We start from the raw sequence: 23,286 nt of genomic DNA, 5'->3' as shown, positions 1-23,286 counted from the left end.
GAGATATTATTTTGTTTCATACACCTCTGGCTTTAATACCCCAACATATGGCAGGTTCCGATAAGCCTCTGCATAATCCAGACCGTAGCCTACTACAAATTCATTTGGAATGTTAAATCCAACGTAGTCTGCCTCGATGTCTACGACACGGCCCTCTGGTTTATCAAGAAATGTGACAATTTTCACGGAAGCTGCTTTCCTGTACTTGAACAAGTCAACCAGATAAGCCAGCGTACGTCCACTGTCAATGATATCTTCTACAATTAAGATATGACGTCCCTCTACATTTGTATCCAAATCTTTGATGATTTTTACCTCACCGGAAGAAACAGCGGCATTGCCATAACTTGACACATCCATAAAATCCATTTCCAAATTGGTATCGATTTCGCGAATAACATCAGCAAGAAAAGGAACTGCACCTTTTAATATCCCAACAACCAATGGACTTTTATCTTTGTAGTCTTCAGTCAACCTTTTCCCCAGCTCAGCTGTTTTCTCAATAATCTGTTCTTTTGTAATCAAAACGCTTTTAATATCTTTGTCTAGCATGACGCTCTCCTCTCAACTTTACTCCTTTGTCCGATAAAGGAGTCTGTAGTGTATTTTATCAGTTTCTTTAGGAATACTCAAATAAGAATTCGCAAAATTAGGTACCCAAATGACCTCTTCATCGGCAGTCAAAACGACCCATGCATTTTCTCTTAATGAATTTGTCACTTTTTTATCAATAAATATCCGGTTTAAACGTTTTGTCAGGGTTTCAGACAATGCGATTCTGTCACCGTCTTCCCTATGCCTGATTTTTAATGGCAGTATCACTTCGGAAGAAAGAAGTCTCTCCAGCGGTTTCCATTCTCGAACCTTTTCCGGAACAGTCAGCTTTGTCTCAGAACTTTCCAGCCCAATCCATTCATTTTCAGATAAAAACAGCCCCTGATTCTTTTCTAAAATATGTGTGACAAACGAAGAGCTTATGGTTTCTTTCGTTAAATAACCGATATTGTATTCTTTTATAAAGTACCAGCCTTTTTTCAGAAAAATTCTTTGTTGAGGATTGCTGCTGTCCAGACTGCTTAGTATAAACTCAAGCTGATCTTGATTCATTTCAATATTTTGCCGGATCAATGTCTGTTGCAGCAGATACTGCAAAAAGAAATATTTCATACCGCTGCTTTCTTTTTTCAGCTCCGTCAAATCAACTTCCCAGCCAAAATTATTTTTACTTACCCATTGTTTATACTTCTTTTCCATGATCCCATTAATTAATTCATCAGCCATTGAGACTTGTGTGCTGAATGTTTCAACATGTTTAAGGAAATTGGGGTTTTCTTCTTTCAAATAGGGGATAACACGATGTCGTATTCTATTTCTGAAATAGACCTCTGATTGATTGGAACTATCTTCAAAATACACAATATTCTGTTCGTTTGCGAATACTTTCAGCTCTTCTTTAGAAAAAATCAAAAAAGGTCGAACTAATTTGCCAGTCCCAAATGCCTGAACTTTTTTTATTCCGGCTAAATTCACTAATCGACTGCCGCGAACCCACTTCATCAAAATAGTTTCCGCCTGATCATCTGCATGATGTGCAGTCATGATTGTCGTATAATTATATTGAGCCATAAGCTTTCTAAAAAAATTATAGCGAAACTCTCTGTATCTTGCCTCCTGATTATTTTCAGGTATTTCTTCCTGCCATACTTCCAAATAGAAAGGGAGTTGATGTTCTGTACAGAACTCTTCTATATAGGTCGATTCTTTTTTAGATTCCGGTCGCAAGTTATGATTGAGATGAGCCACACCGATTGTACAGCCTGACATTTCAGATACTTTCATCATCGCATACAATAAAATCATAGAGTCAACGCCGCCGGAAACTGCAAGCAAAATCCGCTCTTCGGGATGCCAGCAGTCTAATTGCTTTACTTCCTGATAAAATTTTTCCAGCACGTGTTTCTCCTCCCCATTCATCAACCCCTATAACGAAAGCTGTTTCCCCTTTTCCAACGACAAAAATCCGATTTACTTATCTAGGGTATATCTAAAAACTCAAGCGATGAATATTTTGATGTTTTTTATAGAACCCATCGTCATAAATACTCGCTTATGAACCACATAAGCTGTGTTTTCTTCCTTGACTTCAACAAAAATCACTGGAAAATTTGAATTCCACTAGCTTTTCATTCACGCTCTAGTATACCTTCATTACTTTATTCATTTTTCCCCAAAAAATTGAAGGACCTTCTGCTTTCAAAGCAAATAAAAGATTTTCTGGTGTTTAAAACATCCCAAAAGCAAAGAAAAGGGGGTGCGACAAAAAAGTCACATCCCCTAGAAACCTAATATCAGACATATTAATGTCACAGTCCCCATCAGAGCTTCGCATACCGTCCTGTTAACTTACTGTTGGGTAAGCAGGTCTGGCAATCTCGCTAGATGTTCCTACACTAAATCTACGAGTCTTACATTGCCCGATTTTCGATACAAACGCTTCTATATTTGAAAAACGTTGGCAGCTCTAGACAAATGAAGATATGTCATAACCTCACACTTCAATTAATTTCGGCGTCCGCCTCGTCCGCCTCGCTTGCCCTCTGTATTTCTGCGCAGCGAAGATAAGCGATCGTCACTATCTTTTAAAAAGGAACTCATTAATGAATCAAAATCCTGTCCGCTATTAGAATGATTGTTCACTGGTTTATTAAACTGTTTTTTGGGCGCCGAGTGATGACCTCTGTCGCGATTATCCTGCTGGCTGCTGCGATTATCCTGAGAGCTGTTGTTACGACGTTGGAAATTGCTTTTAGGCGCTTCCGGATTATCCTGCGCTTTACGGATAGATAAACCTACCTTACCATCATCTCCTACAGAAGTAACCTTTACTGTTACTTCATCTCCTACAGATAAAATATCGTTGATATCTTTTACAAAACCATTCGATACTTCACTGATATGGACTAAACCAGTTTTTCCTTCACCTAAATCAATGAAGGCCCCAAAATTTGTAATTCCTGACACTTTTCCAGACAGCTTTGCTCCTACTTCGATTGACATAAAAAATGTGTTCCTCCTATTTTTACCCTAGTAATTAAATATATATATTCAGTCAGCATCCAATTATTCGTCGGATGATTGCGACTGTGTTTGACTGCTTTCTGTTGTAGTAGTGGCGGTAGTGGTTTCTTTATCTGTACTGATTGCCGAGCCAAAATCAGGAACATGGTAAATCTGTTCCCCTTCTTTGTACATGTAGTAACGACTTCTTGCCAGTTTTGCGACATAATTAGGATCCTTCAACAAGGCTACGTCTTCTTCCAATCGCCTTAACTTTTTATCCACTTCCGACGATTCAGCAACAACTTCTTCCTTTTGCTTTTCAAAAGAATGCAGTTTCTGATAATCCTTAAGCAGTTCAATGCCGGATATGGAAAAAACAACGATTGCGATAAAAAAGATGACTGCGAGCCGACGACGTTTAAAAATCAATTTTTTTTGCTGTTTCTGAAACTCCGCATATTGTTCCTTGGTATATTCATTGTTCAGTGCAGCAATGTTATTTGATTCTTTTTTATTTCTTCCCATTTCTTTCGCTCCACTCACTTTTGTATGTCCGCTTTATTATACCAACATCTTCAAAGGTTGTCTAATCTTAATCTTCGGAATTTTCAACTCTTGTTTCAGAAATAATTTCATACATTTTCTGTGCATCTTCTTTTTTAGTTGAATCATGCAGCTCTTTTACCGAGAATTCCAACAGCTTATTCCCAAATCGAATTTTGATAACGTCTCCCAGCTTGACATTGCTGGAAGATTTTGCAAGAATTCCATTGATCTGAATTCTCCCCTTATCCGCAACTTCCTTAGCAACAGATCTTCTCTTAATAATTCTAGAGACTTTTAAAAATTTATCTAAACGCATAGGCTCACCTCTTTTTCATTCTTAAAACTTTCTTACCAAATGGTACCATCAGCCATTCTCTGACTGTAAACAGTCGTAATTGTATAATTACAAAGAAAAATGTTGTCAGACCAAGCCCGACACCAATTAATGCAAAGATCAGCGCCAGCCCTCTATGCGCTGTAATCCCAAAAATCAGTCCGAGTATTCCTTGGTAAATCAATAAGACTATAACCATTATCCCAAGGCCAGTCAATAGCTTTTTTAAAAAGTTTCGTTCCTGCCAGAATTGATTCAACTTCCTGTCTGACATTTTCATCAATACCCCCTGAGTAACAAGTAAGGCAAAAATGGTTGAAAGACTTGAACCAACTGTTCCAAATCTCTGAGTCATGATACTGGTCAGCAGAAGCTTTACCAATATCCCGGCAGAAGCTGCCAGAAAAGAGATTTTAAAATTATTTTTACTTTGTAAAATACTCTGATAAGCCTGAATAATTGCCATAAAAGCAATGGCAAATACATAAAGACCCAGTACACCGTTTCCCTTATAATCTTTAAATAAAGCAAAATTTATATAGGGAAGCAGCATTAGAAGTCCTGCTGAAGCCGCCGAAGCCACTGTAGTTGTCAATCTCAAAAACATTTTTGCTGCTTCATTAAACTGCTTATCTTTTTTACCAATAAAATATTTTGTGAGCGCAGGAAGAAATGTAGAGCTAAGTGCAAGAGCAACTACAAGTCCCAGCTGAACTAAAGGCTGACCTCTGTCATAAATCCCTTTGTCTATTTTAGCGGCTTTATCGGTCATTCCCGATAAAACTAAAGCATTCTTAATAAAAAATGAATCAACCAGCTGAAAAACAATCAAAAAAGCGCTGTATAAAGAAACAAGTCCACCCTCAATAAACAATCGATGAAACAACTGTCTGCCTTCTTTATCTATTTTCCAGTGAATAAAATAATTTGAGCTTGCAGGCTGTATTTTCCGATCATAATACCACAGACTGAAAACTGCTGCAGCTCCGCCCAATACTGCCCCGCCCATTGCCATTGTGCCGGTTTGATAGACATTCCAGCGAAATGATTTAAAGAAGCCGGCGGCCAGCAGAATTACACCTACACGAATCACTTGTTCAAGTACCTGAGAGACCGCACTTGGTGTCATCAGCAGATGTCCCTGAAAGTTCCCCCTGTAAAAAGACAAAACAGGAACCAGCAGAAAAGTGATCGAAACAACCTGAATAAGAGAAGCCAGTTGGATATCTCCCATTAGATAGGCCAGCCAGCTGCTTCCAAAAAAGAAAAAGAGGAAGCAGCCCAGACCGACTGCTGAAACAAACGGAAACAGTCGCTGCAGGACCAGTTTTTTTTCACTGGTTGTTTCCTGCTCTGCAACGATTTTTGAAATAAACTGGGGCAGGCCCGACAACGCAAGTGTCATGGCAATACCATAAATCGGATAAACCTGCTGATAAACATAAAAGCCTTCATCCCCAACCAGATTCTGAAAAGGAACTCGATAAACAGCGCTCAGTAATTTGGCTATGAAAGAGGCTATAGTCATTACCAGTGCCCCCTGAAGCATTAAACGAATTTCCTTGTGCGCCATTTCGATTCCTCCCGTCTCTTTTTACTACAAACTCGTTTTCTGTTTATATTTTTCCTGTCGCAAAGCTGAAACAAAAGCTGAAACTTCCTGAAGCCAGGCAGCTGCTTTCATTCCATTGTACAGTTGCAGCCGTATCGTCATTTTTTCATTATCCACAGCCAAATCGGCTTTTAGAGAAGTAACCGCCAAAACTTCAAATATTTGCTCAACAGTGTATGTTTTTGTCCCAACTTTACTCAGCGTAAATTTGATTACCTGCTGGTTCTTACGGATTGTTTCAAGTAGGGCCCTGTCTCCGTCCATTTTTATTAGGCCTGTCATCAGAAGATAGGCAACCTCATCTGGGTATTCGCCAAATCGATCCAAAAGATCTGCTTCCAGCTCTTCGTACATCTCTTTATTCTCCAGCTGACGGATACGTTTATAAATTTCAATTTTCTGCCGTTCATCTGAAATATACTCATTTGGAAGATACGCATCAATTCCCAAATCTATCTCAACTGATGTTTTCTGATCCAGAACTTTCTTCCCTTGCTTGCGGGCAACAGCATCCTCCAGCATTTGAGAATACATGTCGAATCCAACTGAATCAATAAAGCCATGCTGCTGAGCCCCTAAAAGGTTGCCGGCTCCACGGATAGATAAATCCCGCATCGCTATTTTAAAACCGGACCCCAGTTCAGTGAAGTCTTTAATAGCTTCCAATCGTTTTTCACTGACTTCATTCAAAATTTTCTGCTGCTCATACATGAAATATGCATAGGCGACACGATTACTCCGCCCAACACGGCCGCGCAATTGATATAACGTTGACAATCCCATATAATCAGCATTTTCAACAAATAATGTATTCGCATTTGGAATGTCTACACCTGTTTCAATAATAGTTGTTGTTACTAAAATATCATACTGCCGCTCAATGAAATCAAAGAGTGTGTTCTCAAGCTGTATTTCAGTCATCTGACCATGAGCATAGGCAATTCGGGCTTGTGGGACCAGCGCCTGAAGCTCTTCCACTTTTTTCTCAATTGTGTCCACTCGATTATATAAATAGAAAATCTGACCGTCTCTGGCCAGCTCCCGCTCAATCGCTTCACGAATAGCACCAAGATTATTTTCCATTACATAGGTTTGAATCGGATATCGGTTTTCAGGCGGTGTTTCAATCACAGACAGATCTCTTACGCCAAGCATCGACATATGCAGGGTTCTTGGAATCGGTGTAGCTGTCAGAGTCAGAACATCCACCTGGGACCGCAGCTGCTTCAGCCGTTCCTTATGCTTAACCCCAAACCGCTGCTCTTCATCTATAATCAAAAGTCCCAGATCGCCAAACACAATATCCTTTGATAAAAGACGATGAGTTCCCACTACGATATCTACCTGACCTTTTTGTAACTGCTGGGTTGTTTCATTTTGCTGCTTTTTTGTTCTAAACCGGCTCAATAAACCAACCTCTACAGGAAACCCTTCAAATCGGTCCTGAATCGTTTCATAGTGCTGCTGAGCTAAAATGGTTGTCGGAACAAGAAATGCCACCTGTTTTCCAGCTGAAATGGCTTTGAAAGCTGCACGCAGCGCAACTTCTGTTTTACCAAAACCAACATCACCTACCAGCAGGCGATCCATTGGTCGGCTCTTTTCCATATCATGCTTGATTTCAGCAGAACTGCGAAGTTGATCTTCCGTTTCTGAATAAGGAAAGGCATTCTCGAATTCTTTTTGATAGCCGTCATCTGGAGGAAACGCAAAGCCTTTTTCAGAATCTCGGGCAGCGTATAATTGAATCAGATCATCTGCAATATCTTCAATCTTCGCAGAAACTTTACTTTTCGTTTTTGTCCATTCGCTTCCGCCAAGCTTGTTGATTTTCGGTGTTTTAGATTCTGCAGCAACAAATTTCTGAATTAAATTCAGCTGAGTGACGGGAATAAAAAGCTTGTCATCATTTTTATACAGGATAGTGATATAGTCCTGATGAACACCATCAACTTCCAGTGTTTCCATGCCTATATATTTACCAATCCCATGATTCACATGAACCACGTAATCTCCCTTTTTCAAATCACTGTAGCTTTTCAAACGTTCAGCATTTGAAATGGTCTGACGCCGGGTTTTCTTTTTGGTGACTGTATGAAAAATCTCTTTTTCTGTTATCACGACTAATTTTTCTGAAGGCAATTCAAAGCCTGTCTGCAACTCTCCGGGGACCAGCTGAATTCTTCCTTCTAAAAGCTGATTTTCGGCAACTGCCACACTGGATATATCAAAATCTCTGAACAGACTTTCAACTTTCTGAGCTCTCTCCTTCGTCGGTACGAACACTAAAACTGTTTGATCCTGTTTTTTCCAACGGTCCATTTCGGCCTTCAATAATGGCATCTGACCAAAAAACTGCTGCATGGACCGATATTGAAAATTGTGTATCTCCTGAAAACGAAGATTTCCCATTCCTTTTTGGAAAAGAGAAAAGAATGTTGCCGCAAAACGCTGCTTTCTCAACTGATCATGAATCCCCATACCAAAAGTTTGTTCAGAAAAAACACGCTTCTCTTCCAGCTTTAGGACATGCCATTCGGCTTCTTCACGCGCAATTTCTCTTTCAGTTTCCAAGATGCGGGCATAATCATCCACAACCAGAAGACTGTCCTCAGGCAGGTAATCCAAGATAGTTGTCGGTCCTTTATACAGAATATCAGCATAGTAACGGGCATTTTCCGTAGGAATGCCCTCTTCCCATGAAGTAATAATCTGACCAAAGTATTCTTCCAGAAACACTTTATCTGTTTCTTCCTTAGTCACAGACAGCCGTTTTTCCAGTAAGTCCTGTAAGCGAACAATTCCAGACGACAGATCTTCATCTGAAAAAATTGTATCCGTCACGGGAGATAGATCCACTGAATCAATTACTTCAGTTGAACGTTGCGTATCTGCTTCAAAATAACGTAAAGAATCTATTTCCACATCAAACAGCTCTGCTCTTACCGGATACTGTGAATTAAGGGGATAAACATCAACAATACTCCCTCTGATACTGAATTCTCCCGGCTTCCCTACTAAGGACTGTCTTTCGTAACCCATTAGAACCAGTTTTTGTGCCAGCTTATCCAACTCAACCTCTGTACCAATTTTCCAGTGAAGCTGTCCCTGTCTCCATGTTTCTTTTTCAGGAAGAAATTTTCTTAACCCCGCTGCAGGTACGACTATAATCCCTGTTTTGTCAGAAAGTAAAAAATTCAGTGCTTCAATGCGGTCGGTCCTGGCTTCTGGCGAAGAAAAGGCCATTTCTGCTGACAAAACCTCGTCAACAGGAAACAGATGGACTTCATCATCAGAAAGAACATTTCTCAAGTCTTCTACTAGCTGATTTGCATAGTATAGATTGGGTACAGCCACCATCATTTTCTTCTTTTTATATTGATAGCCGCTGGTCATGACCAGCGTTTTCGCAGAGCCGGAAAGTCCCGTAATCAGTTGTCGGTGATTTCCAGTAAGTTTTTTAACCCACTCTTGAACAATACTGCTTTCACTAATTCGTTCAATAATATTCATCTGGCTAACCACCTCCTGTTATTTCCCATTAAATTGATTCATTGTATCTATAAAAGTATGCCCTTCGCATGCAAAAAGGGCAGCATCTGCTGCTCTTTTGACTGCCAGCAGAATATCCTCATGGACTGCTTTAGGAAATTTACTCAGCACATATTGAACAACTGTTTCATTTCCTGCCGGTCGACCAATTCCTACTTTAATTCTTGGAAATACATTTGTTCCCAAATGTGAGATGAGGCTTTTCATTCCGTTATGTCCGCCTGCTCCGCCTCTTTCTCTCAGACGAATCTTGCCAATCTCCAAATCAAGATCATCATAGATTACGATTAGTTCATGATCCTCCACACCATAATAAGTCATTAACGGTCCCACTGAACGACCGGATTCATTCATAAATGTCAGCGGCTTCACCAGCATGATCTTTTCTGTTCCTATAAAGAACTCTGCAATGTCCGCCTCAAACTGAGACTTTTTAAACACAGCCCCTTGCCGATAAGCAATTTCATCCACTGTAATAAATCCTATATTATGCTTCGTTTCCTGATATTTACTTCCTGGATTTCCCAATCCAACGATCATTTTCATTACAGACTCCCCTTTAATCTCTTTGTTCAGTGAGTCATTGACTACCGTCATAAAACTCATTGAATTTTTTATGTCCGAAAACTGCTTCATGTTTACTATTTTTCCAAAACTGTGCTAATAATATTCTCAAGAAGCAATTGTCCAACACAAAATACCCGAGCAGTCAATTAACTGCCCAGATTCTATCTTCACAGTATAACACAATATCCGCTGTTCCTAATATTTTAAAGATTAAAAATTCAATAATTTACAGTTTGAAACCTTAGAACAATGTAACAAGCAAGAATAGTGAACTATCGAACATGAAAGAGTTACCATTTATAACAGGTTCAAAAACTGTACTAATTTCGAGCGTAATCACGTGACAAAAAGCACAGGTAATGATACTATTCTTGTAGCAAAGAAACCTAAGAAGGGAATGGTACACATGAACGCAGCTGCAGAAAAAAAAGATCATCAAAAAGTAATTTTAGTGGGTGACGGTGCTGTCGGCTCCAGTTATGCTTTCGCTCTTGTTACTCAAAATATTGCTCAGGAAGTTGGTATCATTGATATCAACACGAAGAAGACTGAAGGAGATGCAATGGATCTTTCTCACGCCCTTGCCTTTACTTCTCCCAAAAAAATTTATGCTGCCTCTTATGAAGACTGTCACGATGCAGATCTTGTTGTACTGACAGCGGGTGCTCCACAAAAGCCCGGTGAAACAAGGATTGATCTGGTTCATAAAAATTTAAAAATAAATAAGGAAATTGTCACTCAAATCGTTGACTCAGGATTTAACGGAATCTTTTTAGTTGCAGCCAATCCTGTTGATATCTTGACATATTCTACATGGAAGTTCTCAGGGTTTCCTAAAGAACGCGTGATTGGTTCCGGAACTTCACTTGACTCTGCCCGTTTCCGTCAGGCAATTGCTGAATTGGTAGAGGTTGATGCACGTAACGTTCATGCCTATATTCTGGGCGAACACGGTGATACTGAATTTCCTGTCTGGTCACATGCAAATGTTGCCGGTTTGCAGATTTATGAATGGATTAAAAACAATCCTGAGGTTGACGAAGAGGCAATGGTCAATCTATTCTTCAACGTACGTGATGCAGCTTACTCCATTATTGATAAAAAAGGGGCAACATTCTATGGAATCGCCGTTGCTCTCGCCCGAATCACAAAAGCAATATTGGATGATGAAAATTCTGTCTTCCCGTTGTCAGTCTATCTGGATGGCGAATATGATCAAAAAGATATTTTTATCGGGGCCCCTGCAGTCATCAATCGTCAGGGCGTCAAACAGGTTATCGAAATTCCGCTGTCGGATTCCGAAAAAGACCGAATGAATGCTTCTGCTTCGGCACTTAAAGAAGTAATTAATTCCGCTTTTGAAAAGTTTGAAGCTGAGAAAAAATAAACGACGGATTACTGCAAAAGAAAATATCAAAAAATATTGGGAACTGTGCATCAGATGAACGAGGCTGGTATACAGTTCTTTTTGCAAACAAACAGGGGGACTGTGACATTAGTATGTCTGAGTCCCCTAGAGCCGAATAAACAGTGTTGTAGAAGCTTTATCACAACCTCCTGTTTGGATAGATACTTTTTGTAATTATTTAAAAATTTCACTCCATTTTGCCGCACACAATTGTACTAATACAATCCATCTGTTCCTTCTTTAGTTACAATGTAAATATTTTTCATTTGAGTATAAGCATCCAGCATTGACTTGTGTGTCTCTCTGCCAATTCCCGATTTTTTATACCCTCCGAACGGTGCACCTGCCGGCAACTGATTATAGGTATTGATCCACATCCTACCTGTCCTAACTCCTTTAGCTACTCTTAAAGCAGTGTTAATATTTTGGGAATAGACAGCTCCCCCCAAACCGTATTCAGAACAATTAGCCATTTCAATCACTTCTTCTTCTGTTTTAAATTTAATCACTGTGGCAACCGGACCAAATATCTCTTCTTGTGCAATGCACATTGCATTTGATGCATCTGCCAGAAGAGTCGGTGCTAGAAAAGCTCCTTTATCCAGACCATTTTTAGTTACACGGGCTCCGCCCGTAACAAGTCTGGCACCTTCTTTAATTCCAATATCCACATATTTCAGAATACCTTCCAGTTGCCGTTCATTCACCTGTGCACCCATTTGAGTATCTTTTTCCCAAGGCAATCCAACTTTTATCTCTTCAAATTTTATTTTCAGCTCTGCAAGAAAACGATCATAAATCCCTTCCTGAATAAAAATTCTGGAACCTGCACAACAAACCTGACCCTGATTAAATAAAATACCCATCTGTGCGCCTTCCAATGCTCTTTCCCAGTTTGCATCATCAAAAATAATATTTGCTGACTTTCCACCCAGCTCCAGTGTAGCAGGAATTAAACGCTTAGCAGCCGCTTTCGCCACTGTATAACCGACTTCCGTTGAGCCTGTAAATGCCAGCTTGTCAAAGCCTTCATGCTCCAGCATATAGTTTCCTGAGTCAGAGCCTTTACCTGTGATTAAATTCACGACACCTTTAGGAAGAACCTGATCAAAAATTTTGAATAACTCCAGTAAGCTCAGTGAGGTTGCTGAAGAAGGGTGAATAACGACTGTATTTCCAGCTGCCAGTGCAGGAGCCAGCTTCCACGCTCCCATTAGTAACGGAAAATTCCAAGGGATAATCTGACCAACAACACCTATAGGTTCTTTAATAACTAAAGAAAGAGTATCTTTATCAAATTCCTTTAAAGTTCCTTCCTCTGAGCGAATCACACCAGCAAAATAGCGGAAATGATCTGAGCTCAGCGGAACATCGATACTTAACGTTTCTCTGATTGGTTTGCCGTTATCCAAGGTTTCAACCATAGCCAGGCGATCTGCATTTTCATCAATTAAATCAGCAATTTTTAGCAGCATATTACTTCTGGTAACTACGTCAACATCCTTCCAAGTGATAAATGCTTTTTGAGCCGCTTCAACCGCTCTGTCTACATCTTCATGGACTGCATCAATAAATTCTGCCAATGCCTCTCCATTACTTGGATTATAACTGGTCTTTTTCTTATTTCCTGATCCGGCAGTCCATTCTCCATCAATATACAATTGATAACTTGCATCCACAACTCCAAAAAAATCTGTTGAATTACTCAAAAAATTACCGCCTTTCTTTTTATGTTTACGCTTACAATTATAATAGATCAACTTGAAAAGTACAGTAGAACCATCAAAACGAATTATTTCGAAATATATTACGCATTCATCTTGTATATAGGACCTTAAAACAGTAACGAAAAAAACTGACAAAAAGCTCAGAAGCTAAATGACAGTTTCTTAAGTTTGGACAAAATTAATTCTGATAAAGAATTTTTTTCTCAAGTAATGCTTGTTTGATTATCTCCAAATGTTGCTGATCCCTGCAACGGATTGTATGCAAATGAAGTCCGCCAGTCAGTTCTGACAGAAGTGCAGCGCGACTGTGCTTAAGTGTATTAATAAAACGCTGTACCTCGCTTTCTGAACTGATTCTTAAATTTCCGGTCAGCTCGCCATAGATTGGGTGCTCCACAATAACATCAAGAATCTCGCCGCCCAGCTCTACGATACAGGATAATTCTTCTTCCGTCTGATCCGGCCGATGCTGACAGACAATCTTTGCTGAAAATCCCCGTTCTTCTTTCTCCAACATATATCCTCGTGCAGTTGCGATGATCTCATGTCCTGAAGCACGCAGCAAAGCTACATCTCCTACAATAATTTGACGGCTGACTACGAACTTTCCAGCTAGTTTGCTCGCACTGACCGGCTTTTCAGCTTCCTTCAGTACTTCTAAAATCTCTGTCCGTCGTTTTGTCCCCTCCATATTTTCACCTCATTTATTACTTATCTATCTGGTCTTTTTGATATTTTTTGGAAACATCCATGATTCCCTGATAAGTATCTTTTAAGGCCTCTCTGTACGCTTCATTTTTAGCGTAAGAAGCAGCTTTTTCCAGAATTTTTTCTTCTCTTGAAGGATCGAATACTTTTTGACCACGGCTCTTTTTAATCGCTGCAATTTCTGTAACAGCATCCATTCTTTGTTCTAAAAGAGCAATAATTTTTCGGTCAATCAAATCAATTTTTTCTCTTTGGCTGTCTAAATCATCTGATTCTGAAGCAGGTTCATCCTCAACAGACTTGATAAATCTTGCAGGATTTCCTCCAACTACATAGTTATCCGGGACAGATTCCGTTACAACTGAACCTGCAGCAACCACGACATTATCCCCCAAAGTCACGCCTGGAATGATAATCACACCGCCGCCCAGCCAGACATTATCTCCAATTGTAATCGGTTTACCAAACTCCAATCCGCTGTTTCGTTTTGCCGGATTTAATGGATGCGAAGCAGTATACAACTGAACATTTGGGCCAAACATGCAGTTATCTCCAATTGTAATTGGACATATATCCAAAAATATACTATTAAAGTTGGCGTAAAAGTTCTTCCCTACATGGATATTGTAGCCATAGTCAAAACTTATCTCGGGTTCGATATGAGCATTGCTCCCTGTAGAACCAAATGACTCTTCTACCAGCTGCCTTCTAATTTGTTGATCTGCTTCATTATTAATCAGCTTCATTTGTTCTCTCGCATGTTTTCGACCTGCCACTAATTCAGGGTCTGAAGCAAAATATAATTCTCCATCGATCATTTTTTGTTTTTCCGTCTTAAAAGTCTCCACTGACCATCATTCCTTCGCAGTAATTTGTTTAAATAGTTCAACAGCATCTGTTTCTATATAATATGCTTGTTTTTGAATTGGAACCGGTTGTTGATTGACAACCATTATTTTCGCTGTGGGTTGAGCATAAAAAATCAAGTCGCAGAAGGGATGAACCTGAAAAGTTGTTCCGACAATTACAATCAATTCAGCTTGTGCCACTGCTTCAACAGCATGCTCTATTATCTGTTCTTCAAATCCCTCTTCATACAAAACAATATCCGGACGAAGCTGTCCGCCGCAATGATCATGTCGGTCACTATTTAAATATGCGGCAACATCAACCTCCTGACAACATTTTTCGCAGGAACAGCAATATAAGCTTCCATGAAAATCAATTCTGTTTTCACTCCCGGCTCTTTGATGAAGACCGTCAATATTCTGGGAAACTGTCCAGCAGTTTTTCGACTTTTCCAAATCAGCAATCACCTGATGAATAACATTTGGCTTTGCTTTCGGATGATAAAGCTTCTTGACAAAGTGATAAAATTTTTCCGGTTCTTTCAGCAGACAGGTTCGGCTAAGCAAATATTCCGGCCGCTCCAATCCCTGATACACGCCTTTTAACGAGCGATAATCAGGAATTCCTGACGCTGTGGACACTCCTGCTCCCGTTAAGAAAGTGATCGACTGTGCCGCTTCAATCCAGTTTTTTCCATCAATTATACTTCTTTTTTCCATCATTTTAGTCAACTCCCGCTCTTTACTATTATAGACGATAAAAGAAAAAGAAGGGAATCTTTTCCTGTAAAATTTTGTGTTTTATTACTAAGAAAAAGAGAACAGAAATACAGTGCGCCCCTGAGCTAGATTTTTTGGTCTAACTAAAGAGGCGCACTTCAGAAATCCTTACGGTTCTTTCTTATTTGCTTTTAGAAGGCATTTGATGGATGAACTATAGCCTATCGTTTATTCTTTCGCTTCCTTTTGCTCTATTCTTCTGTATTATACGCATGTTCAACTGTTTCGATTTTTTGAATTCCCAACTTATCAAACAACAATGCTTTATAGGCTATATATGCATTGTATTCCAGTCGTTCCAGCATATCATTTGCTTTATGCAGTGTTTCTTCCAAAACTAAAACACCATGTTTATTCAGCAGCATAACCTTTGACAGTACATCGTCCCCTAAACTTCTTACATGGCTGCTGACAATCTCCGCCAGTTCAGGAGAACAGGCTGGTGCAAAAGGCAAGCAGGGGATCTGTCCAAATTTTTGGGTGGCTTCTGTTAAATTCGGCATATCCATTCCCTGGGAAGCAAAAACCATGGATTCTCTGGCATGACCATGAAGCACACAGCCAACTTTACGATTTTCCCGATAACAGGCCATATGCATATTGATTTCTCTTGTCAGCCGACCATAACCTTCAATAATCGTTTCGTTCATATCCACAACAAGAATTTGATAAGGAGACAAGTCACATAAATGATTCTGAGACATCAATGTCGGCGTCATGATAATATGTTCATCATTCAGGCGTACACTAATGTTTCCTCCTGCCGCGTTTGTTCCATAACGCTGATAAATGTTTCTTGTAATTTTACATAAATCTTCTCTTTCTGCTTGATAAAGCATCAAATTCCTCCTAAATTGTATTTTGACAGACAGTCAATTCTACCTGACTCATCAGCTGTTCTGCTTCAACAGGATCAAAATAAGAACTATCTTCATATTGCACTTTACTGGCTGCACAGGCACTTCCCGTTTTCAACGCCGCTTCAATATCCCAGTCTTTGGAAAAAGCTGCCAGAAAAGCACCCACAAAACAATCCCCTGCTCCAGTGTCGTTTACTTCGTTCACTTTCGGTGCTTTTACCTGATACCTTTTCCCTTCATAGCAGCAAATGCTTCCCAGCTCTCCCTTGGAAGCAACAACGCAGGTGATTTTCTGTGCCAGTTGATTCAAGGCATAGTCAGCAGAGCCCTCTTCAGACAGGAGCAGCTCAGTCAGCTCAAATTCATTGGGCTTGATAAAATCCACACCTAAATCAACAGCTCTCACCAATGCTTCTCCTGACAAGTCACAGGCAATAAAACAGTTTTTTCCCTTTAAACCTATGATCAGTTTTTCCAAATCAGACAAATTAAAATTCTCCGGCAATGATCCGGCAATCAGCACAACATCTTCAGCAGTCACTTGTTCCTCCAAATAAGCCAACAGCTCGTTTTTTATACTCTCTGGCACTAAAAAGCCGGGTTCTGTCAACATAGTCGTCCCCTGATTATTGGGTTCAATAATAACTATGGATTCTCGTGTCTGCTCATCTGGTATTTTCAAAAACAGATGTGAAATATTCTTCTGTTCCAGTACCTGTTCAAATTTCTCTAAATTCTTTTCTCCGGCAAATCCCAATGCTAGATTAGGGATGCCCAAACGCGACATCGCATAAGAGCCATGGGTTCCCTTTCCCCCAATATCATAAGTAACTTTTGCAGCTCGATTGGTTTTTCTTTTTGACAAATGCTTCTCCAGAAACACCAGACGATCAATAGCCGGATTTAACGTAATTGTATAAATCATAGACTTCCCTCTTTTATTTTAAGCGTATTTAAAATATATTCTAAAAAATACTATGAAAACTTAACAGCAGTACGATTTACACTCGTTTTTCCACTCCTTCCCTCCTATGCCGCAGACCTGTTATCTAAGAGGGGAAGCGAACACTTTACAGTGCGCATCATTGAGCTAAGTTTACTCTCCTGACACGCTTTCTTACTGCGCTTTTTATCTCAGAACGCTCAATGTTAGAGGCTCACTATCAAGGGCATTGGCTATTTAGAACAGAGTTTTCATAGATTATTTTGAGTTGCCATTTTAAGCTTCTGATGTTTCAAATATTTCACCATCTTCTGCCTGCTGTGCTGCTTTTGCTTCGTCCAGAAGTTCATGGTAGTAGAAGAGGAAGCATATCACCCAGACAACAAGGATAATCAGCGGAATAAAGTTTCCTTCCAAAAACTTGAAGACATGGGAGAATGCATACGTAAACACAGGTCCATCAATTGAACTATTGGAGATCATTTTCCCAGCTTCCAGCTGTACAGCACCGGTTGTATTTGCCAAGTCGGTCATAAACGGTGCAAATGCAGTACCGACCCACAGGAAAATCGGCGAGCCAATTGTACACAGAATAATCATCCGCAGCAAATTTCCTCCTGTTACAAGGAAAGCAGGCACTGCCAAAGCTATATTGATAATTCCCGCAAACGGAAGGAGTTCATTTCCCAGTAAAAACATTGAGAAAATCAAGGTGACAGGAACTGAATAAATAACAGCCAGCCAGATTTCATTTGAACCGCCCATAAACGGCCAATCCAATCCGACAAGTAAAGTTCTGCCTTCAAATTTCTTATTCATAAAGTCACTTACTGCCTCTGAAATAGGGGATAGCGCGTGCATAAAATACTTTGTGATTACTGGAAACAGCGTTAACGCAGTGGCCGCCTGAATAGCCAGAGTCAGAGTTTCTGCAATTGTGTAGCGGGCAAGGACACCAAAAAGACAGCCTAAAATGAATCCAAGCACATGATTCTCAGCAAAAATCCCAACTTTATCTTTTAGTGCTTCTGCATCAAAGTCTCTATTTAGTGCCGGAATTTTCCTCAACAGCTTGTCAATCGGATAAAAAATCGCTGCAAGAAAGACCATTTTATGGGTACAGGTTACGCCGGGAATTCCTGATAATATTTCAATCCTGTGCTGATGTGCATCCGCACACTTCAACTCAAATATAACTTGGATCGCTGCAACTCCGAATGCAAGCGGAATACTCCCGGTAATCCCTACAACAGCAACAGCCGTAAATATTTTCCCCCAAACATTCCAGAGATCGGCATTAAAGGTATTGGTTTTATTGATAACCAGCATAACGACATTGATCCCTATCATTAAAGGAAACATTAAAAATGCATACGGCCAGGACCACGAGATCGTTGACATGGTAGTCCAGCCGCCATCAACAATCGGCAGTGAAATACCAGCTGTATCCAGCATTGCTTCTGCCGCCGGACTTATCGCTCCGGTCATAAAGTTGATCAGCATCGTCATTCCCATGAAAGCAACCCCAAGTGTCAAGCCTGAACTGATGGCATCCTTCACCTTCATTCCTACAATCAGTCCTGCGATAATAATAATAATCGGAACAAAAACAGCTGCACCTAAACTCAATAGATAGTTAACAATATTACTCAGTATCTCCATCATTTTTCCTCCTCATTCTTATGAGTTATTCACTGCAAATATCAATCAGCTTTTGAAGCTCTGCTTCCTGTCCCATCCCTGTTAAAAATGCAATACCATTAATGACAGGAATCGGATACTCTTTTTTCGTTTTTGTAATTGTGATATACGCCACGCTTGAATCCATATAACGATCTACTGATTTCAAATCCACCGCCTCCACATAAGCATCTACTTTCCGTTCTTTTAAAAGACGACTCACTTTACTTGCAACAGTCTGAGATGTTGCCACTCCGCTTCCACATGCTACAATAATTCTTTTCATCTTCTTCCTCCTGATCTGCTGAACAGCTTTTAAGTATAAGCCTTACAGCATTTTTATCTATCTGATAGTTATTTCTTTTTTTGATACTGCCATTTTTTTCTTAAAATAACTCTGAAAATTCCCACCAAATCTGCAACAAATTCCTCCTGTCTCTTTCAGCTGTTGACTCCTGCCGTACACATGCATCTATTTCTGCTGCTATTTTTACCCTGATAATTATTCCGGCTGATCAAAATTCTTTTGAATAACAGCCATGACTTCTTTGCACGTTCTCACCTCTAATAATTGCTGCACAGCTTCATCATTTGATAAAAGATTCATCAGCTTCTGCAAGGCGATCACCTGATCACCGTTTTTCAGAACACCCAGCATAAAGATTAACTTTGCCTGTATTTTCCCTTCAGCAATGCCCATCGGTTCAAATTCAATACTTTTTTGCGGAATAATCACTGCAATAAATGGTTCGTTCAGATTCTCCGGATCAGCATGCGGGATTGCGACTCCAACTGTTGTTGTCTGAATCCCCGTGGGAAACTGTTCTTCTCTCTTTAAAATACTTTGATAATAGTTCTCTTTCACATAGCCTTCTTTGAACATGTAATTGTTAAACCATTTAAACAATGCTGTTCGATCTTCCAGTTCCTGTTCAATAAAAATCAGTTCTTCACTAAATAGTTCTGTCCCCACCATATTTTTCACCTCTTTATGTCTTTCGAATAATACATTTTTTACTTTTATGTGATGGTACTCAGTCCTCGTTCAATCAAAGAAAAGAGGTCTTCGTCCAATCTCACATTACTTAACTCTTGCTGTATCTCATTTTCCAGAAAGAGCTGATTTATTGTTAAAAGCCACTCCACATGTTGATTTTCAATGGATGGTGCCAATGCAATCACTATTTGCATATTCTCTTGATTCGGCAGCTGTACTTTTTCTTTTATCAAAAGAATCTGATAGTCCGGCTTTATCACGCCATATTCAGGCTTTGCATGCGGGAGATAGCATTCATGGGCAATCATCATATAGGGATAGTCCTGATGGAAAATTTCTTTACATTCGCTAATGTATTCTTTCGTAACAGAATGGCGCTCCTCTAAAGGCTGGAAAACCTCAGTCAATGCCTCATCCAGAGTTGCTGTTTCAATGACTGTGACATGTTTCGGTGTCAAGCGAAAATAATCTTCTTTCACAGCAACTTCCTGTTGATTATTTTGGGTATAAAAGCTTTCGATGCGCATAAACGCATCTTCCTTACAAAATTCTGGAAACAAGTCGCTAAGATAGCCAAACAATTCTTTTGTCTTTTTAGTTACGTCCTGATTAATAGCAAGTTCCACCTGCATTTTGATTTTCTCCCTTGCCTCTCTGTCTAAAACCGGCGGCACTAAAAAAGTCGTAATTTCTGTGTGAATCGGAATGGTTGTAAATATAAAATCAGGATCAAAACCACTCTGAGAAACTTCGTGAATAGCATAAGCTCCAACAAATTCTATTTTTGGAAACAGCAGCCGCAGATTTTCCAGTAAAAGCTTGGAAATAGACATACCGCTGCGGCATAACACCATCGCTTTAAAAACCGGTGCTTCAGTTTCTTCAGCAGTGTGCATCATGGAACTGACCACAATCATTGCAATAAATACAATTTCTTCTTTCGGGAATGCTCTTCCTGTAAGCTGTTCAAATACGGTGACTCCTTCCTTAATCTTTGAATACAGCGGTTTATATTCTTCGATAAAGACATCAGTCAAAGGATTCTTTATATTCATACTCAGCAGACACCGATAGATCGCCGGTCTTAAATGGAGCAGAAGCTTCTCTTTCAAGCCTTCTCTGCTGCGAAACTGCATCACGCATTCTTCTTCCAAAAAGACAATAAACTTATCCATCGCCCGTACAAGCTCTTCACTTTCCGACAGGCTCAATTTTCTGTTAATCATTGTTGCTGACAGAATTTGCAGAACCAGGTACAACAAATCATTCTCATTTAAGCCGAAAACATTTCTGAATATATCTGCATACATCGGAAATTCTTTTGTATTCTTGATATCATATTTCTCAAATTTAAAATGCCAGTTACTTGTAAACAATTGCGCCCTTCGAATCAGAAAAGCCAATACCAGCGGCAATTCTTCCATACTTTCCTCTGTGAACGTAAGCTGCGCTTTTTTCTGAAGATGCGCCAGTCTTCTTTTTAGCAAAAACACTTCGTATTCCTGAACAAACCCTGTTTCCAGCAAAAAATATTTACCGGAAGGCTGCTTTAATAAATTTTTCAGTATATTAACTAATTCATTTCGAATGATAAATTCGGATCCAAGTAAGGTATATCCTGATTTTCTTGAATATTTCAGGAATATTCCGCTTTCCTCCAAGTCTTGCTTCAAGCGTTTAACATCTGCCAATGCAGTATTTTTGCTTACAAGCAGCTGATCCGCCAGTTCCTGAAGATTCAAATCCTCTTCACTTAACAGCAAATTCAAAAAGAGAAGGGCTTTTCGATAATCCGCTTCATAATAAGTAAACAGTATCTGCTTATGCTTTTTAAGATAGCCATAACATTTTTCCCGATCTTTATCTGATAAATAAATCTGCTGATTTTCAATACCAAGTTCGGAATTGAGAGTATGGTTGATCGTCTTTAAATGTTCTATCAAATCCATTTGTGATAAAAGATTTGAAGACAGGAGTTTCTCTATCACTAGGTTGTCTCTTTGCAGAATATCTTGAATCAAGGCCATTTCCAAACTATCCATCATTGTCACCCGCTTTCTAATTCTATCTTAACTGAATAATTGGTGTATCCTTTCTGTTTTCATCACAAAATGTAACCGCTATCTTTTTTTAAATTGGGATGTTCTCCTTTTCTTTTTTATTTATTCCTTATAAAATGTGAAACAATTCCCTTTTTTGACTCTAAACTTTTGCTTAGCTGTTTTCTCCTATATTTTCTATCAGAAAAAAGTGTCTCCCACGTTTAACAGACAGTAAAAAAAGGAGGCGAGTTCATAACTCACATTCACCTAATCCTCTGACATAAGCTGATTAAATTCCAAATAATAGCCGTCTAAAAAAGGACCCAACCCATCAATGATACAACGGAGGATTGGAAAAATAATTGCAACAGCTCTGATCTTGTATTTCTTTTCTATTTTTTGACCTTCCGCTTTCAGCTCTCTGTTAAATTCCTGCTTTTCAAAGAAAGAGAGTAGAAAAATCCCTATGGAGATAATTACGACTGCTCCAAACTGAATGCCGTCCATTGTACCTCCCAGTAAAAAGAAAGTCAGCAAAGTTGAAACAGCACCCGAAAAGTTGCTTATGGGAGAAGAGATAGATAATTCGATATAGCGCAAACCAAAATAGCCGATTGCCATTGATAGAATATACATCAAAGAAACCGACAAATAGAGAATTATATTACGTCAATCATAGGCAATCCCCTCATAAATGACATAGTAGAACAATACATGAAGCCCCCTGACCAGACCAACCATTACAGTCGTTTTTGTTGCAGTAAATCAGTCTCTCTGATTATTTCCTTTTTTGTAAAACAAATCTGCTGCTCGCCATGCCAAAACTGTTAGCAGTGCAGGTAGAAACCACATGCAGACACCCCATTCCCTTAAACATTTTCATCTTTAATAAGGTAAGGTAAAGGATAGAGACGGTCAATAAAAATATTGTCGTATCATTATGTTTTCCTATCTAATATTTCGAATTAGCTTTTATAATGATTGTTATTGGTTTAGCAGGGTTGACCTGCTGAAACTATTTCCATTTAACAACAGTTTTTCACCAGCTTTTCATGACAAAAAATCCAGAACATGATAAAATACTACTGAACAAAGTGAGGTGAAATGATGTGGTAGCATTTATTATTTACTGGGCAGCAATCCTGGTATGTATTGCATGGGGTGTATTAAGTCTCGGCTTTTCAGTTTTCTATCTGTCTCGCAAGGAAAATGGAAACCTTTGGGCTTTCGCTTTATTCAATGTACTTGCTGGTATTGTATTAGCAATTGTATTGGTTATTTATAAAACATGGGATTTCGATATCACGACTTATTCAAGTCTGATCTACGCTATTTTAGCAACATATGGTGTAATGACTGTCTTACAGGCGATTCTTGGGAGAGAACCTAAAACACCGGCTAAAGCATAAAAAAACGTAAATAAAAAGTTCAGGGCATGTATGTTGCTGAATGTTGAAAGCTAGATTCAAAATCTGATTTTCAACATTCAATGCAACGAATGTCCTGAACTTTTTTATTATTCAATTCATTATTAATCAATAATACTTGGAGCCCTACTCACCCAATCCGTTATCCTGATTTTGAGTATTCTCGTATTGTGGAATCTCCCTTAGATTTCTGAG

21 protein-coding genes are annotated in these 23,286 nt (G+C 39.3%); 2 read left to right on the top strand and 19 right to left on the bottom strand.

The features are described 5' to 3' along the window. Nucleotides 1-6: 6 nt before the first annotated feature. The 8 genes from hpt to pth all read right to left on the bottom strand — a co-directional run bounded on the left by hpt (nt 7) and on the right by pth (nt 9,650). Entirely contained in the window at nt 7-552 is a 546-nt protein-coding gene (gene hpt, locus LI954_RS01050; protein WP_229442391.1) for a hypoxanthine phosphoribosyltransferase, read from the bottom strand. Nucleotides 553-570: 18 nt separating this feature from the next. Further along, nucleotides 571-1,953 carry a tRNA lysidine(34) synthetase TilS gene (gene tilS / locus LI954_RS01045; RefSeq protein WP_229442392.1) on the bottom strand — a complete coding sequence of 461 codons (1,383 nt, stop codon included), beginning with the start codon at nt 1,951-1,953 and terminating at the stop codon, nt 571-573. 606 nt (nt 1,954-2,559) lie between these two features. Then, nucleotides 2,560-3,057: a S1 domain-containing RNA-binding protein gene (locus tag LI954_RS01040; protein ID WP_202068814.1), complete on the bottom strand. Its 498-nt coding sequence runs from the start codon at nt 3,055-3,057 to the stop codon at nt 2,560-2,562. A 63-nt stretch (nt 3,058-3,120) separates the two neighbouring features. Beyond that, nucleotides 3,121-3,585, bottom strand: a complete 465-nt coding sequence (locus LI954_RS01035; RefSeq protein ID WP_202068815.1) for an FtsB family cell division protein — start codon at nt 3,583-3,585, stop codon at nt 3,121-3,123. Nucleotides 3,586-3,652: 67 nt separating this feature from the next. Then, on the bottom strand, nt 3,653-3,922 hold the full coding sequence (locus tag LI954_RS01030; protein WP_202068816.1) for an RNA-binding S4 domain-containing protein: 270 nt from the start codon (nt 3,920-3,922) through the stop codon (nt 3,653-3,655). Nucleotides 3,923-3,926: 4 nt separating this feature from the next. After that, complete coding sequence (locus LI954_RS01025) at nt 3,927-5,513, bottom strand: putative polysaccharide biosynthesis protein (protein WP_229443263.1); 1,587 nt, start codon at nt 5,511-5,513, stop codon at nt 3,927-3,929. Nucleotides 5,514-5,537: 24 nt separating this feature from the next. Then, a complete protein-coding gene (mfd, locus tag LI954_RS01020) occupies nt 5,538-9,065 on the bottom strand; it encodes a transcription-repair coupling factor (protein WP_229443262.1) in 3,528 nt (1,175 codons plus the stop codon). 18 nt (nt 9,066-9,083) lie between these two features. Continuing rightward, nucleotides 9,084-9,650 carry an aminoacyl-tRNA hydrolase gene (pth, locus tag LI954_RS01015; protein ID WP_229443261.1) on the bottom strand — a complete coding sequence of 189 codons (567 nt, stop codon included), beginning with the start codon at nt 9,648-9,650 and terminating at the stop codon, nt 9,084-9,086. A gap of 427 nt (nt 9,651-10,077) precedes the next feature. On the opposite strand from pth, the gene LI954_RS01010 reads away from it, so the two are divergent. Then, the gene (locus tag LI954_RS01010) at nt 10,078-11,058 is read left to right on the top strand and encodes an L-lactate dehydrogenase (protein ID WP_202068852.1); all 981 of its coding nucleotides are present in this window, start codon (nt 10,078-10,080) and stop codon (nt 11,056-11,058) included. A 236-nt stretch (nt 11,059-11,294) separates the two neighbouring features. Here LI954_RS01010 and LI954_RS01005 read toward each other — a convergent pair whose 3' ends face one another. The 11 genes from LI954_RS01005 to LI954_RS00955 all read right to left on the bottom strand — a co-directional run bounded on the left by LI954_RS01005 (nt 11,295) and on the right by LI954_RS00955 (nt 22,300). Beyond that, on the bottom strand, nt 11,295-12,788 hold the full coding sequence (locus LI954_RS01005) for an aldehyde dehydrogenase family protein (RefSeq protein WP_229443260.1): 1,494 nt from the start codon (nt 12,786-12,788) through the stop codon (nt 11,295-11,297). A 196-nt stretch (nt 12,789-12,984) separates the two neighbouring features. Next, nucleotides 12,985-13,497 (bottom strand): transcription repressor NadR, encoded by a 513-nt coding sequence (locus tag LI954_RS01000; RefSeq protein ID WP_202068821.1) that lies wholly within the window; start codon nt 13,495-13,497, stop codon nt 12,985-12,987. Between the two features lie 16 nt (nt 13,498-13,513). Beyond that, entirely contained in the window at nt 13,514-14,362 is an 849-nt protein-coding gene (locus tag LI954_RS00995) for a chorismate mutase (protein ID WP_229443259.1), read from the bottom strand. Between the two features lie 6 nt (nt 14,363-14,368). Then, nucleotides 14,369-15,082, bottom strand: coding sequence for an NAD-dependent protein deacylase (locus LI954_RS00990; protein ID WP_202068856.1), 714 nt, complete (start codon nt 15,080-15,082; stop codon nt 14,369-14,371). Nucleotides 15,083-15,333: 251 nt separating this feature from the next. Further along, nucleotides 15,334-15,981, bottom strand: a complete 648-nt coding sequence (locus LI954_RS00985) for a class II aldolase/adducin family protein (RefSeq protein ID WP_229443258.1) — start codon at nt 15,979-15,981, stop codon at nt 15,334-15,336. A gap of 10 nt (nt 15,982-15,991) precedes the next feature. After that, a complete protein-coding gene (locus LI954_RS00980; protein WP_229443257.1) occupies nt 15,992-16,927 on the bottom strand; it encodes a 1-phosphofructokinase family hexose kinase in 936 nt (311 codons plus the stop codon). 294 nt (nt 16,928-17,221) lie between these two features. Next, on the bottom strand, nt 17,222-18,610 hold the full coding sequence (locus LI954_RS00975) for a PTS galactitol transporter subunit IIC (protein WP_229443256.1): 1,389 nt from the start codon (nt 18,608-18,610) through the stop codon (nt 17,222-17,224). Between the two features lie 22 nt (nt 18,611-18,632). Then, nucleotides 18,633-18,911, bottom strand: a complete 279-nt coding sequence (locus tag LI954_RS00970; protein WP_202068825.1) for a PTS sugar transporter subunit IIB — start codon at nt 18,909-18,911, stop codon at nt 18,633-18,635. Nucleotides 18,912-19,127: 216 nt separating this feature from the next. Beyond that, nucleotides 19,128-19,601, bottom strand: coding sequence for a PTS sugar transporter subunit IIA (locus LI954_RS00965; protein WP_202068826.1), 474 nt, complete (start codon nt 19,599-19,601; stop codon nt 19,128-19,130). 44 nt (nt 19,602-19,645) lie between these two features. Further along, nucleotides 19,646-21,667, bottom strand: a complete 2,022-nt coding sequence (locus LI954_RS00960) for a BglG family transcription antiterminator (protein ID WP_229443255.1) — start codon at nt 21,665-21,667, stop codon at nt 19,646-19,648. 264 nt (nt 21,668-21,931) lie between these two features. Next, the gene (locus LI954_RS00955; protein WP_229443253.1) at nt 21,932-22,300 is read right to left on the bottom strand and encodes a hypothetical protein; all 369 of its coding nucleotides are present in this window, start codon (nt 22,298-22,300) and stop codon (nt 21,932-21,934) included. A gap of 473 nt (nt 22,301-22,773) precedes the next feature. Here LI954_RS00955 and LI954_RS00950 point away from each other — a divergent pair, with 473 nt between their 5' ends. After that, nucleotides 22,774-23,073 (top strand): hypothetical protein, encoded by a 300-nt coding sequence (locus tag LI954_RS00950; RefSeq protein WP_202068830.1) that lies wholly within the window; start codon nt 22,774-22,776, stop codon nt 23,071-23,073. The last annotated feature ends 213 nt before the right edge of the window (nt 23,074-23,286 follow it).

This window comes from Enterococcus sp. CWB-B31 (genome assembly GCF_020567645.1).
GTDB lineage: Bacteria > Bacillota > Bacilli > Lactobacillales > Enterococcaceae > Enterococcus_L.
This window is presented reverse-complemented; position numbering and strand designations above follow the sequence as displayed.